The sequence below is a fragment of the Streptomyces sp. S.PB5 genome, from assembly GCF_030403745.1.
Lineage (GTDB): Bacteria > Actinomycetota > Actinomycetes > Streptomycetales > Streptomycetaceae > Streptomyces.
On record NZ_JAQMWP010000008.1, the window covers coordinates 75,915 to 90,707 of the forward strand.

The 14,793-nt window shown below is 71.9% G+C and carries 16 protein-coding genes; 4 read left to right on the plus strand and 12 right to left on the minus strand.

The window, feature by feature from the left end:
* Positions 1-645: a TetR/AcrR family transcriptional regulator gene (locus PH203_RS21560; RefSeq protein ID WP_289921976.1), complete on the minus strand. Its 645-nt coding sequence runs from the start codon at positions 643-645 to the stop codon at positions 1-3.
* A 71-nt stretch (positions 646-716) separates the two neighbouring features.
* Between PH203_RS21560 and PH203_RS21565 the strand changes: the two genes are divergently transcribed.
* Positions 717-2,114: an FAD-dependent oxidoreductase gene (locus tag PH203_RS21565; protein WP_289921978.1), complete on the plus strand. Its 1,398-nt coding sequence runs from the start codon at positions 717-719 to the stop codon at positions 2,112-2,114.
* Here PH203_RS21565 and PH203_RS21570 read toward each other — a convergent pair.
* Positions 2,111-2,335 (minus strand): hypothetical protein, encoded by a 225-nt coding sequence (locus PH203_RS21570; RefSeq protein WP_289921979.1) that lies wholly within the window; start codon positions 2,333-2,335, stop codon positions 2,111-2,113. The genes PH203_RS21565 and PH203_RS21570 overlap by 4 nt on opposite strands.
* 157 nt (positions 2,336-2,492) lie before the next feature.
* On the minus strand, positions 2,493-4,073 hold the full coding sequence (locus PH203_RS21575; RefSeq protein WP_289921980.1) for a methylmalonyl-CoA mutase family protein: 1,581 nt from the start codon (positions 4,071-4,073) through the stop codon (positions 2,493-2,495).
* Positions 4,074-4,254: 181 nt separating this feature from the next.
* On the opposite strand from PH203_RS21575, the gene PH203_RS21580 reads away from it, so the two are divergent.
* On the plus strand, positions 4,255-5,076 hold the full coding sequence (locus PH203_RS21580) for a L,D-transpeptidase family protein (protein WP_289921981.1): 822 nt from the start codon (positions 4,255-4,257) through the stop codon (positions 5,074-5,076).
* 189 nt (positions 5,077-5,265) lie between these two features.
* On the opposite strand, the gene PH203_RS21585 is transcribed toward PH203_RS21580, so the two are convergent.
* The 7 genes from PH203_RS21585 to PH203_RS21615 all read right to left on the minus strand — a co-directional run bounded on the left by PH203_RS21585 (position 5,266) and on the right by PH203_RS21615 (position 9,782).
* Positions 5,266-6,396: a hypothetical protein gene (locus PH203_RS21585; RefSeq protein ID WP_289921982.1), complete on the minus strand. Its 1,131-nt coding sequence runs from the start codon at positions 6,394-6,396 to the stop codon at positions 5,266-5,268.
* Positions 6,396-7,058 carry an RNA polymerase sigma factor gene (locus tag PH203_RS21590; protein ID WP_289921983.1) on the minus strand — a complete coding sequence of 221 codons (663 nt, stop codon included), beginning with the start codon at positions 7,056-7,058 and terminating at the stop codon, positions 6,396-6,398. The genes PH203_RS21585 and PH203_RS21590 overlap by 1 nt, the downstream gene beginning before the upstream one ends.
* Positions 7,059-7,460: 402 nt before the next feature.
* Positions 7,461-8,204: a hypothetical protein gene (locus tag PH203_RS21595; protein WP_289921984.1), complete on the minus strand. Its 744-nt coding sequence runs from the start codon at positions 8,202-8,204 to the stop codon at positions 7,461-7,463.
* Position 8,205: 1 nt separating this feature from the next.
* Complete coding sequence (locus PH203_RS21600) at positions 8,206-8,355, minus strand: hypothetical protein (RefSeq protein WP_289921985.1); 150 nt, start codon at positions 8,353-8,355, stop codon at positions 8,206-8,208.
* Entirely contained in the window at positions 8,352-8,969 is a 618-nt protein-coding gene (locus tag PH203_RS21605; protein ID WP_289921987.1) for an RNA polymerase sigma factor, read from the minus strand. Before PH203_RS21605 ends, PH203_RS21600 begins: the two co-directional genes overlap by 4 nt.
* A gap of 181 nt (positions 8,970-9,150) precedes the next feature.
* Positions 9,151-9,348: a hypothetical protein gene (locus tag PH203_RS21610; RefSeq protein WP_289921988.1), complete on the minus strand. Its 198-nt coding sequence runs from the start codon at positions 9,346-9,348 to the stop codon at positions 9,151-9,153.
* On the minus strand, positions 9,348-9,782 hold the full coding sequence (locus tag PH203_RS21615) for a hypothetical protein (RefSeq protein WP_289921989.1): 435 nt from the start codon (positions 9,780-9,782) through the stop codon (positions 9,348-9,350). Before PH203_RS21615 ends, PH203_RS21610 begins: the two co-directional genes overlap by 1 nt.
* A 244-nt stretch (positions 9,783-10,026) precedes the next feature.
* Between PH203_RS21615 and PH203_RS21620 the strand changes: the two genes are divergently transcribed.
* Positions 10,027-12,702, plus strand: a complete 2,676-nt coding sequence (locus PH203_RS21620) for an N-acetylmuramoyl-L-alanine amidase (protein WP_289921990.1) — start codon at positions 10,027-10,029, stop codon at positions 12,700-12,702.
* Between the two features lie 375 nt (positions 12,703-13,077).
* On the opposite strand, the gene PH203_RS21625 is transcribed toward PH203_RS21620, so the two are convergent.
* The gene (locus PH203_RS21625; RefSeq protein WP_289921991.1) at positions 13,078-13,476 is read right to left on the minus strand and encodes a hypothetical protein; all 399 of its coding nucleotides are present in this window, start codon (positions 13,474-13,476) and stop codon (positions 13,078-13,080) included.
* Between the two features lie 167 nt (positions 13,477-13,643).
* Between PH203_RS21625 and PH203_RS21630 the strand changes: the two genes are divergently transcribed.
* Positions 13,644-14,129 (plus strand): DUF1877 family protein, encoded by a 486-nt coding sequence (locus tag PH203_RS21630; RefSeq protein WP_289921992.1) that lies wholly within the window; start codon positions 13,644-13,646, stop codon positions 14,127-14,129.
* Positions 14,130-14,177: 48 nt separating this feature from the next.
* Here PH203_RS21630 and PH203_RS21635 read toward each other — a convergent pair whose 3' ends face one another.
* Complete coding sequence (locus PH203_RS21635; RefSeq protein ID WP_289921993.1) at positions 14,178-14,726, minus strand: hypothetical protein; 549 nt, start codon at positions 14,724-14,726, stop codon at positions 14,178-14,180.
* Between the last annotated feature and the right edge of the window lie 67 nt (positions 14,727-14,793).

Consider the following 14,793-nt stretch of genomic DNA (forward strand, 5'->3'; position numbering starts at 1 on the left):
TCAGCGGTACCGCGCCTCGATCCCCGCGATCACCAGCGCCAGGCCCTCCTCGAAGTGCCGTTCGTAGTCCTCGAAGATCTCCGCACCCGCCGCGGCCGACAGCGGGAAGTCGGTCATCAGGCGGGCGCGTTCCGCCAGGTCGAAGCCCTCTCGGCGTTCGCCCGGCAGGGGCTGCACGCTCTGTTCCTCGATGACGAAGCCGAGGGTGTAGAAGTACGTCGTCGAGGCCGCGCGGACCGCCTGGGCGAGGGTGAAGCCGGCCGAGGTGAACAGGCGCAGGTTGTCCTCCATCGCCTCCACGTGCACGAGGCTCGTGAAGCGTGTGCCGCTGAAGACCTTGGCGCCGTCGCGGTAGCCGAGCAGGGCGGTGCGCAGTCCGCGGTTGGTCTTCAGCAGCCGCTGCTGCCAGGTGTCGCCGGGATCCAGCGCGGTCCCGGCGATCATGCGGCGGTACATCTCCGTCGCCATCTCGTCGAGCAGCGCCTGCTTGTCCTTGAAGTGCCAGTACAGGGCCGGTGCCTTGACGTCGAGTTCCTTGGCGATGGCGCGGAGGGTCAGACCGTCCAGGCCCAGTTCGCCCAGGAGCTTCAAGGCCGTGTCCGCGACACGGAGCCGGTCGAGGGGCGCGCGCTTTTCCGTACTCACGCTTGACAGCTTAACAGCGTTAAGGGCACCCTTGCCGACAACAGAACTTAACGACGTTAAGGAGATCTGCGATGGATGTTCTGATTGTCGGAGCCGGCCCGACCGGTCTCGCCCTCGGTATCGACCTCGCCCGGCGCGGGGTGGACGCGCTGGTGGTGGAGAAGGCCGACGCGCTCTTCCCCGGCTCACGCGGCAAGGGCATCCAGCCGCGCACGATGGAGGTCTTCGACGACCTCGGCGTGGTGGACGCCGTTCGCGCGGCCGGGGGCGGCTACCCGGTCGGGATGATCTGGCAGGACGGCCGGCAGATGGGCGAGCACCAGATGTTCGACCCGGCCGAGGCGACGGAGGACTCCCCCTACAACGAGCCGATGATGGTGCCGCAGTGGAGGACCCAGCAGATCCTCGCGGCGCGGCTGGCCAAGCTGGGCGGAACGGTCTCCTTCGGACGGGAGCTGACCGGGCTCACGCAAGACGCGGAAGGGGTCACCGCCCACTTCGCCGACGGCACGGACCTCCGCGCCCGGTACGCGGTCGCCGCGGACGGCGGCCGCTCGGCGGTCCGGCGTGCGCTCGGCATCGGCATGACCGGCGAGCCGGTCGACCCGAAGCCGATGCTGGTGGCGGACGTACGGCTGACCGGCCTGGACCGCGAGCACTGGCACCTCTTCCCGCCGCGCGGCGAGGACGACGGGTTCCTGGCGATCTGCCCGCTCGCCGGCACGGAGGACTTCCAGGTGGCGGCCCAGTTCCCGGAGGGCAGCACGGTGGACGTGTCCCTGGACGGCGTCCGCAAAGTCATCGCCGCCCGCTCGCACCTGGACGCCGACGCGGTGACCGAGCTGCGCTGGGCCTCCGACTTCCGGCCCCGCATGGCCCTCGCCGACCGCTTCCGCTCCGGCCGGGTCTTCCTCGCCGGGGACGCGGCCCACATCCACTCCCCGGCGGGCGGACAGGGGCTGAACACCAGCGTCCAGGACGCCTACAACCTGGGCTGGAAGCTGGGGGCGGTGCTGAGGGGCGGGGCGCCTCTGTCGCTGCTGGACACGTACGAGGAGGAGCGGCGGCCCATCGCCGCGGACATGCTGGGCCTGTCGAAGAGCGTCCACCGGGGCGAGACGCGGCGCGGGGAGGCGACGCGGCAGCTGGGGCTGGGGTACCGGGACTCGTCACTCACGGAGGAGACCTGCGCGACCCCGGGGGCGGTGCGGGCCGGCGACCGCGCACCCGACGGGCTGCTGGACGGCGTACGCCTCTTCGACGCGTTCCGGGGGCCGCACTGGACGCTGGTGGCGGTGGGGACGGAGGCTCCCGGCGGGCTGCCGGAGGCGGTCAGGGTCGTGAGGGGTGAGGCGCAGGCGTCGTACGGGGCGGGGCTGTTCCTGGTGCGGCCGGACGGTTACGTGGGTTGGGCCGGTGACCAGGCAGCCGGGCTCACGGGCTACCTGGACCGCTTCGGCCTTCGCTAGTCGTCGCCGTCGAGGAGGGTGTCGACGGACAGTTCGAGGGTGACGCCGACGGACTCGGGGACGGGGACGGACTGGCCTCGCATCAACCGGAAGGCTCTGGGCGCATAGCAGTTGTGCTGAACGTGAGTGCTCAGGAAATCCGCTTCAACGACGGAAAGGTCAGGCACCGCGAAGTCGTCCACCCCCGTCGGCAGCCACAGACCGATGCCCAGTAGGCACATGAGTCCGCGTTCCTCTTGAGAACCTCACCGCGATACCCCTCCAGCTCCCGAGTGAGCCAACTTTCGGCTTCGAGTACGGTCGTCCGCCGCGCACGCACCACCGCAGCAACTCCCCTCCGGATACGGAAACTTACTCACCGTACCCGGCGTTGGTCACTCAGAACGCGTCCGACGGCACATAAGTCCCCCAAACCACCCGCAGGGCGTTGCACACCTCCCCCACAGTGGCCCGAGCCCGCAACGCCTCCCTCATCGGATACAGCACGTTCTCCTCCCCCTCCGCCGCCTTCTTCAGGGCGTCAAGGGCCGCATCCACCGCCCCCTGATCCCGCTCCGCCCGCAGCTTCGCGAGCCGCTCCGCCTGCTGGGCCTCGATCGCCGGGTCCACGCGGAGCGGCTCGTACGGCTCCTCCGCGTCCAGCTGGAAGCGGTTGACGCCGACCACGACCCGTTCGCCCGAGTCGGTCTCCTGGGCGATGCGATACGCGTTGCGCTCGATCTCCGCCTTCTGGAAGCCCTGCTCGATGGCCGCGACCGCGCCGCCGAGGTCCTCGACCCGGCGCATCAGATCGAGCGTCGCGGCCTCCACGTCGTCGGTCATCTTCTCGACGACGTACGACCCGGCGAAGGGATCGACCGTCGCCGTCACGTCCGTCTCGTACGCCAGGACCTGCTGGGTGCGCAGCGCCAGGCGCGCGCTCTTGTCCGTCGGCAGGGCGATCGCCTCGTCGAAGGAGTTGGTGTGCAGGGACTGGGTGCCGCCGAGGACCGCCGCCAGGCCCTGGACGGCGACCCGGACCAGGTTGACCTCCGGCTGCTGGGCGGTCAGCTGGACCCCGGCCGTCTGCGTGTGGAAGCGCAGCATCAGGGATTTCGGGTTCCTCGCGCCGAACTCGTCCCGCATCACCCGGGCCCAAATGCGCCTGGCGGCACGGAACTTGGCGACCTCCTCCAGGATCGTCGTACGTGCCACGAAGAAGAAGGACAGGCGGGGGGCGAAGTCGTCGACGTCCATGCCCGCCGCGACCGCCGTACGGACGTACTCGATGCCGTCCGCGAGCGTGAACGCGATCTCCTGCGCGGGGGACGCGCCCGCCTCCGCCATGTGGTAGCCGGAGATCGAGATCGTGTTCCACTTCGGGATCTCGGCCCGGCAGTACTTGAAGATGTCGGCGATCAGACGGAGCGAGGGCTTGGGCGGGTAGATGTACGTTCCCCGCGCGATGTACTCCTTCAGTACGTCGTTCTGGATCGTGCCTGTCAGCTGCCCGGCGGCGACCCCCTGTTCCTCCGCCACCAGTTGGTACAGGAGCAGCAGCAGCGCGGCCGGGGCGTTGATCGTCATCGACGTCGAGACCTTGTCCAGCGGGATCCCGCCGAACAGCACCCGCATGTCGTCGAGCGAGTCGATCGCCACGCCGACCTTGCCGACCTCGCCGTGCGCGATCGGGGCGTCGCTGTCGTGGCCCATCTGGGTCGGGAGGTCGAAGGCGACCGAGAGGCCCGTCGTGCCGTGGGCGATCAGCCGGCGGTAGCGCGCGTTGGACTCGGTGGCGGTGCCGAAGCCGGCGTACTGGCGCATGGTCCAGGGGCGGCCCGTGTACATCGACGGATACACGCCTCGGGTGAAGGGGTACGCGCCCGGTTCGCCCAGCTTCTCCGCCGGGTCCCAGCCCGCCAGGTCCCCGGGACCGTAGACCGGTTCGATGGGCAGTCCCGACTCCGACTCGCGCGTCATGTGTGCCGCCTCCCGCTGAGTGCCGACCCGCCGGTTCCTCACAACAATGCCGCGCCGTTCGCAACCAGTCATCCGCGGGAAGCCATCTGTAAGTGACACCGGTGCACATCGGTGCACACCGGTGGAACATCGGTTGCACACCGGTGGTGAGAAGGCGGGGGCTCGGATGCGTACAAAGGGCATGGGGAGAGTGATCGCCGCGTTGGTGGCGGCGGTGGCCGTGGGCGGCTGCACCGTGCAGGCCTCGGGAGGCGAGGGGAAGAGCCCGGTGCGGATCGAGCTGCCCAAGAACTCGCCCTCGTCCCCCGCCGGGAACGGCACGGCCGACGCCGAGGACGACAAGCCCTCCGCCGAGCCGACGAAGGCCGCGCCGAAGGTGCTGCTCGCCCCCGGCGACACCGGGCGTGACGTGCGTGAGCTGCAGGCCCGGCTGCGTCAGGTCGCCTGGATCTTCGAGGGGCCGACGGGGACGTACGACGACGCGACCGAGGAGGCCGTCAAGGGGTTCCAGGGCAAGCGCGGGCTGCCGAGGACCGGCGAGACGGACACCGTCACCTGGCAGCGGCTGCTGAAGATGACGCACGAGCCCGGAAAGTGGGAGCTGTATCTGATGGGCGGGCAGCCGGCCGCCGCGCCGGACGCGCGCTGTATGACCGGACGCGTGCTGTGCATCAGCAAGTCGAGCCGGACATTGCGCTGGATGGTGGACGGGCGGACCGAGATGACCGTGCCGGTGCGGTTCGGCTCGGAGTACACACCGACCCGGGAAGGCGTCTTCAGCGTCTACTGGAAGTCCCGGCACCACGTCTCGACGCTCTACGACTCCCCGATGCCGTACGCGATGTTCTTCAGCGGCGGCCAGGCGGTGCACTACTCGGCCGACTTCGCGGCCCGGGGTTACGCGGGTGGCTCGCACGGCTGCGTCAACGTCAAGGACGAGGCGGCGATCGCGGAGCTCTTCGACGAGGTGCGCAACGGCGACAAGGTCGTCGTGTACTGGTGACCTGTGGGGCGCGGGCGGGACCGGGGGAACGTGTCCCGCCCGCGCCTAGGTGCACGAGCCGTAGGTACGGGGGGAACCCCGGCTCTGTGCGACGGCCGATGACCAGTCGGCTCACTCATCTCAGCGCCAGGGCGGCCGAAATTGTCACACCGGGCGCGAAAAATGTTTCACGCCGTACAGAAGTGCAGCTCAGAGGGCTGAGTACGACGGACTGGGCGACGGGGCCGGTGAGGTCTCGGCGCGCCGCGGCTGGAGCGCGGCGGTGTCCGAGGAGCCCGGGGGCGGGGTCGGTGACACAGGGGTGAAGCCCCCGTTCTGGTGGTGGTCGTTGCCGTGGCCGCCGGGCCCTCGGTGGTGGCCTTCGTCGTCACCGCCCTGGCCGCCTCGACCGCCTCGACCGCCGTGGTCGTCCCGGTCGTTGTCGTCGTCGTTGTCCGAGTCCTGGCGTCCGGTCTGGCCGGACTGTCCGCCGGTGGCCCCGCCCATGCCCGCGCCCGTGCCCGCGTTCGGGTACGCCAGGATGTCCTTGCAGTACCTCCACACGTGCGTGGAGCCGCCCGCGTGCTCTTCCAGGTCCCGTCTCTGCTCGGTGGACAGCCTCTTGCCGTCGCGCATGTCGCGGCAGGCCGAGGGGGCGCCGTTCCACCAGGTGCCGTAGCCGCCCGGCCTGGCGTTCTTGCCGGTGCCGGGGGCGGTGCTCCCGGTGCCGCCCGCGTCGCCGTGGGAGCCGTCCGGGTCGGAGCCGGAAGCGGAGCCGTCGGGGGTCGGTTCGCTCTCGATGCCGTTCTCCGGGGAGGGGGAGGAGAGCGGGCGGTCCGACGGCGCTGCGGCCGAGACCGAGGCGTGGGGGGCGGGCTCGTCGTCGCCGAACGGCAGCACTCCGGTTCCGGCCGCCACGGCCACTCCGCCGGCCATGCCGAAGGCGAGCGCGGCGGCCAGACCGAGCCGCACCGATCGGCCCCGCCGGGAACGCGGGGCCCGGTGACCGGGCACGCCGATGCGGACGAGACCGGCGTCGGCCGGGTGGGGGTCGGCGCCGTGGGAGGCGCTGGCGCGGGGGCCGTTGGCGCGCGTGCCGGGGGCGGTGGCCAGGGGGGCGGTGCCGCGGTCCGCGCGCGCCTTGCGGAAGGCGGCCAGCGCGGCGGCCTCACCGGGGAGTTCGGTGCTGCTCGGCGGGTCCGCGGAGAGCGCGCCCAGGGTTTTCGCCAGGCGCTCGGCCTCGTCGCGGTCGGCGGGCTCGACAGCGTTGTCCAGTGACTCGCCGCGCAGCAAACGCTCCGCCGTTTCAGCGCTCAGCCAGCTGTACTGCTTGTCGGCCATCACATGTCCTTCTGCGTCCGCGGACGCGTATGCGTCACACTCGCGGACGTCACCGCACGGGTGTACGGATCTCGCTGCGGCGGGAGCGCGTCGAGCCCTCCGGCCGATTCCGGATCGCCGCCGAGCAGTTCGGCGAGCTTCTTCAGTCCGCGGTGCGCGGCCGTGCGTACGGCTCCCGGCCGTTTGCCCAGCGTCTCGGCGGCGGACTTGGCGTCCAGGCCCACCACCACGCGCAGCACGACGGCCTCGGCCTGGTCCTGCGGAAGACGGGCGATGAGGGAGAGGGTGCTGTCGGTGGCCAGGGCCTCCATGGCCTCGCCCGCGGTGTCCGACTCGGCGGCCTTGCCCGTCAGCTCGGTCTCGTCGCCGACTGTCGCGGGGCGCCGGCCGCGCATCCGTATGTGGTCCAGGGCGCGGTTGCGGGCGATCCGGGCGGCCCAGCCGCGGAAGCGGTCCGCGTCCCCGCTGAAGCGTTCCAGGTCCCGGGCGATCTGCAGCCAGGCCTCGGATGCGACGTCCTCGGCATCCGGATCGCCGACCAGCGTCCGGACGTATCCGAGCAGCCTCGGGTGCACGGCGCGGTACACAGTCCGGAACGCGGTCTCGTCCCCGTCCTGTGCCGCAAGCACCGCGGCGGTCAGCTCCGCGTCATCCCCCAGCACGCATGGTTCCTCGGTCGATGGTCGCGGCCTCGGGGGCCGCCTGCGATTGCGGTGGTTCCTCGCCTCCCGCTCGGCGCGAAAGGCACGTTACGACCTGAAACCGCTGCTCGTCCATGTCCGTACAAGATGCAACTACCTCGTGACGGGCCGGGTACTCCCCCGGTGTGACAGAAAACGCATCCGCGGCGCTGTAGGAAGTACGGGCCGCCGCGCGGCCCGTGCCGCGCGACGGCCGGGGCCTCTCCTGTGGGGGGTGGCGGCCCCGGCCGTCTCCGCGGCTCAGGTCTCCGCACGCGGACCGGACCGAACGGGGGCCACGGCTCCTTCGGGCCAGGGGTGCACGCCCGGCCGGGTTGCCCTGGCCCTTGGCGGACGTCTCGGCGGGCCTGTGGCCCCGAGGGACTACTGCTTCTTCTTGCCGGGGGCCTTGTCGGCCTGTTCCGCGCTCTTGTCCTCGCTCTTGTCCGCGCCCTTGTTCTCCTGCGCCCCGGGGGCCTCCGGAGTGTCCGGCTTGGCCGTGGCCGTGGCTTTGCCCTGGCCCTGGCCCAGCTGCTGTGCGCAGTACGCCGCGACATCGCCCTCGCCGCCCGCCGCCTCGACCAGCCGCTGCCAGGCGGTGGAGTCCAGGGCGTTGCCGCGACCCTGCACCTGCTCGTAGGCGCGGCAGTGGGCCTCGGTGTCCTGGGCGGTGACCGGGCGGTCGGGCTTCTCGGACGGGGTACCGGTGGAGGGGGCGGCGCTCGACCGGACGGGGGCGGAGGTCCGCGGGCCCGCCGGGTGCTTGCCCTGGTCGGAGTCGGAGGACGAGCCGACCGTGCCGATGCCGGCGACCGCGACACCGCCGAGGGTGACGCTCGCCACGGCCACGGAGAGGGTGACCCGCAGTGAGCGGGAGCGGCGCTGCTCCTTGGGGCGCCAGTCGTCCCGGCGGCGGGTGCGGGCGCGGTGCGCGCCGGCGTCACGGGCGGCGAGGAACGCGTCCACGGCGCGCTGTTCGCCCGCGCCGCCGGTGCGGTCCTCGCGCATGGCGGCGGCGAGCAGCGACTCCAGTCCGGCCGCGGTCTCGGGCGCGTTCGGGGAGCCGGTGCCGCCAGGGTGCACACGCCGACGGCCGGGGACCCCGCCGTCGTTCTGCCTTTCACCCATGTCAGTTCCCGTCCCTGTCCCTGTCCCTGGCCCTGTCCGGCCTGCCGTCGCCGTTGTCCGTTCCGCCGTCGTCCGCTCCGGCGTCGGCCGTTCCGGTGTCTCTGGTTCCGGCGTCTCTGGTTCCGGCGTCGTTCGCTCCGGCGTTGTTCATTTCGACTCCCCCAGCGTTGGGGAGTCGTCATCCGTCACACTTTCGACGCCCAGCTGAGCCGCCAGGCGCTTCAGCCCCCGGTACGCGGCGGTGCGCACGGCGCCCGGCCGCTTGCCGAGGACGCGCGCGGCGGCGGGGCCGTCGAGGCCCACGACCACCCGCAGCAGCACGGCCTCCGCCTGGTCCCGCGGCAGCCCCCGGACCAGCTCCAGGGCGTGGTCGGTGGAGATGGACTCCAGGGCCTGGTCGTGGGTGCTGTGCGGGCCCGGCAGCTCCAGTACGTCCTGCTCCAGCGCCGCCGACCGGGGCCGCACCTTCTGCCGGCGCAGATGATCGAGGGCCCGGTGCCGCGCGATGGTCGCGCTCCAGCCCCGGAATCCGGCGCCGTCGCCCTTGAACCGGCCGAGGTCGCGGGCGATCTCCAGCCAGGCGTCGGAGGCCACGTCCTCGGCGTCGTCGCCCACGATCCCGCGCAGATAGCCGAGCAGCCCGGGCTGCACGAGCCGGTACGCGACGGCGAACGCGGCCTCGTCGCCTTCCTGGGCCCGCGCGACGGCCGCGCCAAGCTCCCCGTCGTACGCCTGTACGCGGCGGGGTTCCCCTCCTCGACCCAAGAACTGTCCTCGTCCGTACCGGTTGGTGGCGATTTCATGCCGTACGGCATGAGCGCTCCTGCGGGGAATCCCCCACGGTCAACAGCGCCTGGCTGCACAGAAGTGTCACTGCGCCCCGGCAGCCACGGGGATGGCCGAGGGCGCGGCGGGCTTCCCCGGATCCACCGCGCCCACGGCCTGGTCATGGGACGTTCCGCCTTTCCCGCGGTTCCGCCCGGTGCCGGATCAGCATGTCCCGCTGTCCGTCGGGGACCTGGGCGACGGTCTGCCGACACCGGCCTTTGTCGCCCTGCGCCACGACGGCCTCGGCGGGGCCGGTCGGGCCGAGGGCGGCACCGGAGTGCCGGCCCGTGCCGTAGGCGATGTCGACGGTCTCCATCAGGCCGCGTTCCTTCTGCGGGTCCGCCCGTGGAGGGTCAGGTAGAAGGTCTGGAGGGACTCCTCGGGGGTGCCCGACTCGAAGCGGTTGAGTACCTTGCCGAGCGGGTTCCAGACCCGGCCGTCCGGCATGCGGACGCCGACGGGCTGGGCGAAGTACGCGCGCTGTGTCTCGTCCAGGTCGACCCAGACCGCGCCCGCGCGGCGGACCAGCACCTCACCGACGTAGGCGCCCAGGGCGAGGAGCGGCTCGCGGACCCGGTCCCGGTCGGCGCCGCCCTTGCGCAGGCCGTCGACGAGGAAGTCGACGACCCGCAGGCTGTTCACGGAGTAGTCCAGCGGCAGCCGGTTGCGGGCGGTGACCCGGGCGACGAACTCCGCCGCCGTCGTCCGCATCCCACTCGCGCACGGCACCCGTTCGGCCTGCTTCTCCATGGGCCCCACCCCTTCGCTCGACATGCACTCCCCGCTGTCCCAGCGGATGGCGACCCTGGAACATCACGCGTCCTGGGCGTGGCGATCCCCACACAGGAACCCCATAGGCCGCGCGCAACCTTTTGTTTTCTCGTACGTCGGGCGTGACGGAACGCGTGATGTTTGGCCAAAGCTGCGCGCTGTCTGTAAGTGCTGTCCGAGTGGCAGCCGATACGACCGAGTTCCGTTTCCAGGGGTGGGGTAGTTGAGTCCTCGCAGCAGCCGTGCGTACAAACCGCTGAGTCTCAGGAGACGGGCCTGGCTGACCGCCGGGGCCGTCCTCCTGAGCGGCGCGGGAATCGCCACGTACGCCATGGCCGATCCGAGCGCGCAGTCCGACGACGGCAGGGCCGGGAGCCGGGCGCCCGTCATCCACACGGTCCGGCTCCAGAGCGAGGGCGCGGGCCGCAAGGGGCTCGACAAGCGGGAGACGGACCCGTTCAGCGCGGTCCTCGTGACCTGGGACGACCCCGAGGCCAAGTCCCCGGGCACGGCCGAGGTGCGCACCCGGGACGCCGGGTCCGGCAAGTGGTCCGGCTGGCAGAAGCTCCAGGACGAGCCGAGCCAGGCCGACGGGGCCGAGGGTGAGCGGGCCGCGCTGCGCGGCGGCACGGAGTCGCTGTGGACCGGCGCCTCCGACGGCGTCGAGGTGCGGGTCGTGAACGCGGACGGCACGGAGGCGGGCGGACAGCCGGCCGGAATGGACGTCAAGCTCCTCGACCCCGGTACGGATCCCGCGGGCAGCGGGGTGGAACCGGCGGCGTTCGCGGCGGAGACGACGACACCGTCCGCGTCGGCCTCAGGGTCACCCACGGAATCGGTGTCCGCGTCGCCCACGGGGTCCACGTCCCCGTCGACATCGCCGTCGACATCGGCATCGGCATCGGTCTCCGCGTCGACCTCGCCGTCCGCCTCCGCCTCTCCCTCCCCCACCTCCACCGTCCCGGCCCCGCGCCCCTCCACGGTCGTGAAGCCGCCGGTCATCACCCAGGCCGAGTGGGGCGCGTCCACCGACTACGACGGCACCCCCGGCTACGGCGCCGAGATCAAGGCCGCCGTCATCCACCACACCGGCATGGACAGCGACAACACCCTGTCCTGTGCGGAGTCCCGGGCCCGGATGCGCTCCATCCAGCAGGAGCACTTCGCACGCGGCTACTACGACATCGGCTACAACTTCGTCGTCGACAAGTGCGGCCAGATCTTCGAGGGCCGCAGCGGCGGCATGGACCTGCCGGTGATCGGCGCGCACGACGTCGGGTTCAACACCAACACGGTCGGCATCTCCTACCTCGGCAACTACGAGTCGGCCAAGCCGAGCAAGGCCGCGCTCGACGCCATCGCGCGGATCGTGGCGTGGAAGTTCGGGATGTACGGCATCGACCCGACGGGCAAGGTCACCCTGGTCTCCGGCAGTGACGCGGGCGTCGACGGCAACAAGGTCGCCAAGGGCAGCTCGATCACCCTGCCGCGCGTCTTCGGGCACCGCGACACCAACGCCACGGCCTGCCCCGGCGCCAACCTCTACTCCAAGCTGTCGCGGATCGCGGCGCTCGCGAAGACACCGGGCATCTCGCACGCCCTCGCCACCTCCGACCACAACCGGGACGGCGTGACCGACCTGGTCGCGGGCGTACCGAAGGCGAACGCGGTGAAGGTGGTGCCGGGCAGCGTCAACGGGCCTGTCACGGCAAGCAAGGTGACGCTCACTCAGAACAGCGCGGGGGTTCCCGGCTCCACCGAGACCGGTGACGGCTTCGGTGCCGCCACCGCCTGGGGCGATGTCAACGGCGACGGTTACGCCGACCTCGCGATCGGCTCCCCCGGCGAGGACGACACGGTCGGCACCGACCGCGGCAATGTGACGGTGATGTACGGCCCGGCGCTCGACACCGGCTTCTCGTACAGCACTTCGGGCATCACGGCGACGGGCGCCAAGCTCGGTTCGGCCGTCACCGTCGGCGACTTCAACGGCGACGGCAAGGCGGACGTCTTCGCGGCGGGCGCGGGCAAGGGCGGCAACTGGAACGTGCGTCTCGGCGCCGGCAGGTACCAGTACGGCACGCTGACCTCCGCCACCGGCGCGGTCGCCTACCTGGCCGCCGCGACCGGCGACTTCAACCGGGACGGCTACGCCGACGTCGCCCTCAACTACCGCGACACCGGCGGCATCGGCCGCGTGGTCCGCTTCGCGGGTTCGGCGACGGGCCTGACCAAGGCCGGCGTGATCTCGGTCAAGGGCGGCCGGTCCATCGCGGCCGGTGACGTCAACGGCAACGGCTACGACGACATCGTCATCGGCCAGCCGGTGGCCTCCGAGTCGGGCGGCGTCTCGGGCGGTCAGATCACGATGGTCCCGGGCACGTCGACGGGCTTCACCACCACCGGAATGACGGTGGTCCACCAGGACACGGCCTCCGTCCCGGGCGGCAACGAGTCCGGCGACGCCTTCGGCACCTCCGTCTCGGTCGGCGACTACAACGCCGACGGCTACGCGGACGCCCTCGCCGGCGCCCCCGGCGAGGACCTGGTCCGCGACGGGGTGAACCGCACCAACGCGGGCAACGCGATCCTGGTGAAGGGCTCGTCGTCCGGCCTCACCGGGACCGGCTCGATCGGCATCTCCCAGGACACGGCCGGCATCCCCGGTTCCACGGAGACGGACGACCGCTTCGGCTCCACGGTCTCCCTGAGCGACCTGTCCGGCTACGGCCGCGCCGACCTCACCTTCGGCGCCGACAACGAGGACACCGGCGACGGCATCCTCCTCCATCTCCCGAGCAACAGCACGGGGTTGGGGTACGCGGATGCGGTGATCTACAGCAAGACGGCCCTGGGTACACCGACGGACGCGCGACTGGGGCAGGTCCTGACGCCGTAACCCGCCCGAAGACGCCTGCGCGCGAGGCCGAAGACGCCTGCGCACCAGGCCGAACGCCGACGGCCGGGGCCCCACCCACTGCATGGGACCCCGGCCGTTTCCTCTTGTCCGGCTCTCTTCGCTGCCACAGCCCGAACGCCGCCAGCAGCACGACTCCGCCCGCCAGCAGGGTCAGTACCAGCCCGGCCGACCTGGAGGGCCCGCGGAGGCGGCGGCGAAACCGAGCAGCCCGACCATGAAGGTGGTACGGCGTCCCACGAGGTCGGAGACCCGCCCGCCGAGCAGCAGCAGACCGCCGAAGGCCAGGGGGAACGTGGTGATGCCCCTCCCCCACTGCCCTAAAGGTGTGGGGACCCCCAGCCGGTTCCCGGCCTTTCACCGCGCCCCGTACCCCGCTCCGGTCGCGTCCCGGCACAGCAGCCGCAACGACCCGTGCCCGGCGAACCCCCGCCGCGCCTCGTCGATCGGGTCCCACAGCTTGCCGTCCGGCGTCCGGATCCAGTGGTCGCCCCCGCTCGCCCACCACTCCGCGCCGGACTGACGGACGATCACCTCACCGGCGTACGCCCCGAAACCGCGCAGCACCGCCTCGACGGCACCGTACGGCGTGCCCTCGCGCCGCAGGTCCTCGATCATGCGGTCGACGCGCCACAGGCTCTGCGCGGAGTAGTCGAGCCGGACCCGCGCGCCCTCACGCATCGTCGCCACCGCGTCCGCCGCCCACCGCATCGGCTTCGTCGCCGCCGAGGGCCTGGTCATCTGCTGTGTCGTCACATCTCCAAAAGCGTGCCGGCACGCCCGATCGTCACCCGTTTCCGGCCTGCTCCGCGAGACCGGCGCAGGACCGCCCCACCTCCGCCGCACGACGGCCACACAACGCTCTCAGGTGCGCACTTTGCCCGGGAGTGACGGTTGGCCGTCCCCGTGCGCTCCTCTCACTGATGAGCATGTACTTCCACTTCCGCGCCATACCGCCCGCCGCACTGCGCAACAGCCCGGCCTGGCTGGAGAAGCTCTTCGAGGACGACTGGGACGCCGTACGCGAGCGGATCGGCCGCCACCGGGAAGAGGTCCTGGACAAGGGTTACCTCGACCACGAACTCCTCTACGCCGGCACCGAGGGCGGTGAGGGCCCCCGCGCCCAAGTGGTCCTCGGCGGCCGCCCGATGCCCCATCCGGACCCGTCCCTGCCGCCCTTCCTGCTGCTGACCGCGGCCCAGGCGACCCGGGTCGCCGCCTATCTCACCGCCGCCGACTTCGACGACCTGTGGCTGGACGCCCGCGACCTGCTGCTGAAGCCGTACGGCGGCCCGGAGGCCGAACCGGAGGTGCACGGCGCGTTCGCGGCCGCCCACCGCGACCTCACCGCGTTCTACGGCCAGACCGCGCACTACGGGGACGCGGTGGTGAAGTGGTTGGTGACTTGAGGGATGGCATGAGGGACGACATGAGGGGACCGCGGCCGCACCCGTGCGTCAACTGCGCCCCCGAGCCCGCCGCGACACCACCGCCCGCAGCACGCGTCGCCCCTCCACGGACACCTCCAGCGCCCGCCGCAGCCCGGCCGTGCCATGCCCGGCGAGCACCTCAAGGACGGTGATCTGGCGGCGCAGTTCCGCGGCGACCAGCGGCGGCACCCCCTCCGTACGGCCCTCCCGGCAGCCGTCGACCGCGGTGTCGCCCACGGCGGGGTCGAGGATGCGGTGGATCTGGAGGGAGGCGACGGAGCAGGCGTCGGCCCAGACCCGCACCTCTCCGGCGTCGGGCACGGCGGGCGCGGCGTCGAGCATGCGGCGGGCCAGCACGGCGGCCTCGTCCTCGGCCGGGTCCTCCCCGCCCCCGAGCTTGCCGCGCGCTGCCTCCAGGCCTGCCGCCCAGTCGCCGGTGTCGGCGAGGCTCGCCCACAGCGGCCGCAGCAGTTCGTCGTCACCGCCCAGCAGCGGCACGCACCGATCCAAACAAGCCAACCCGCTGGCGGCCAGTCCGCGTTCGTCGGCCTGAGCGATCAGCTCCACCAGACTCATCCACGCCTCCCTCGCCTGCGGTCTTCCCTTACGGAGCCCGCACTTCCCCTTACTGCGTGCGACGGGG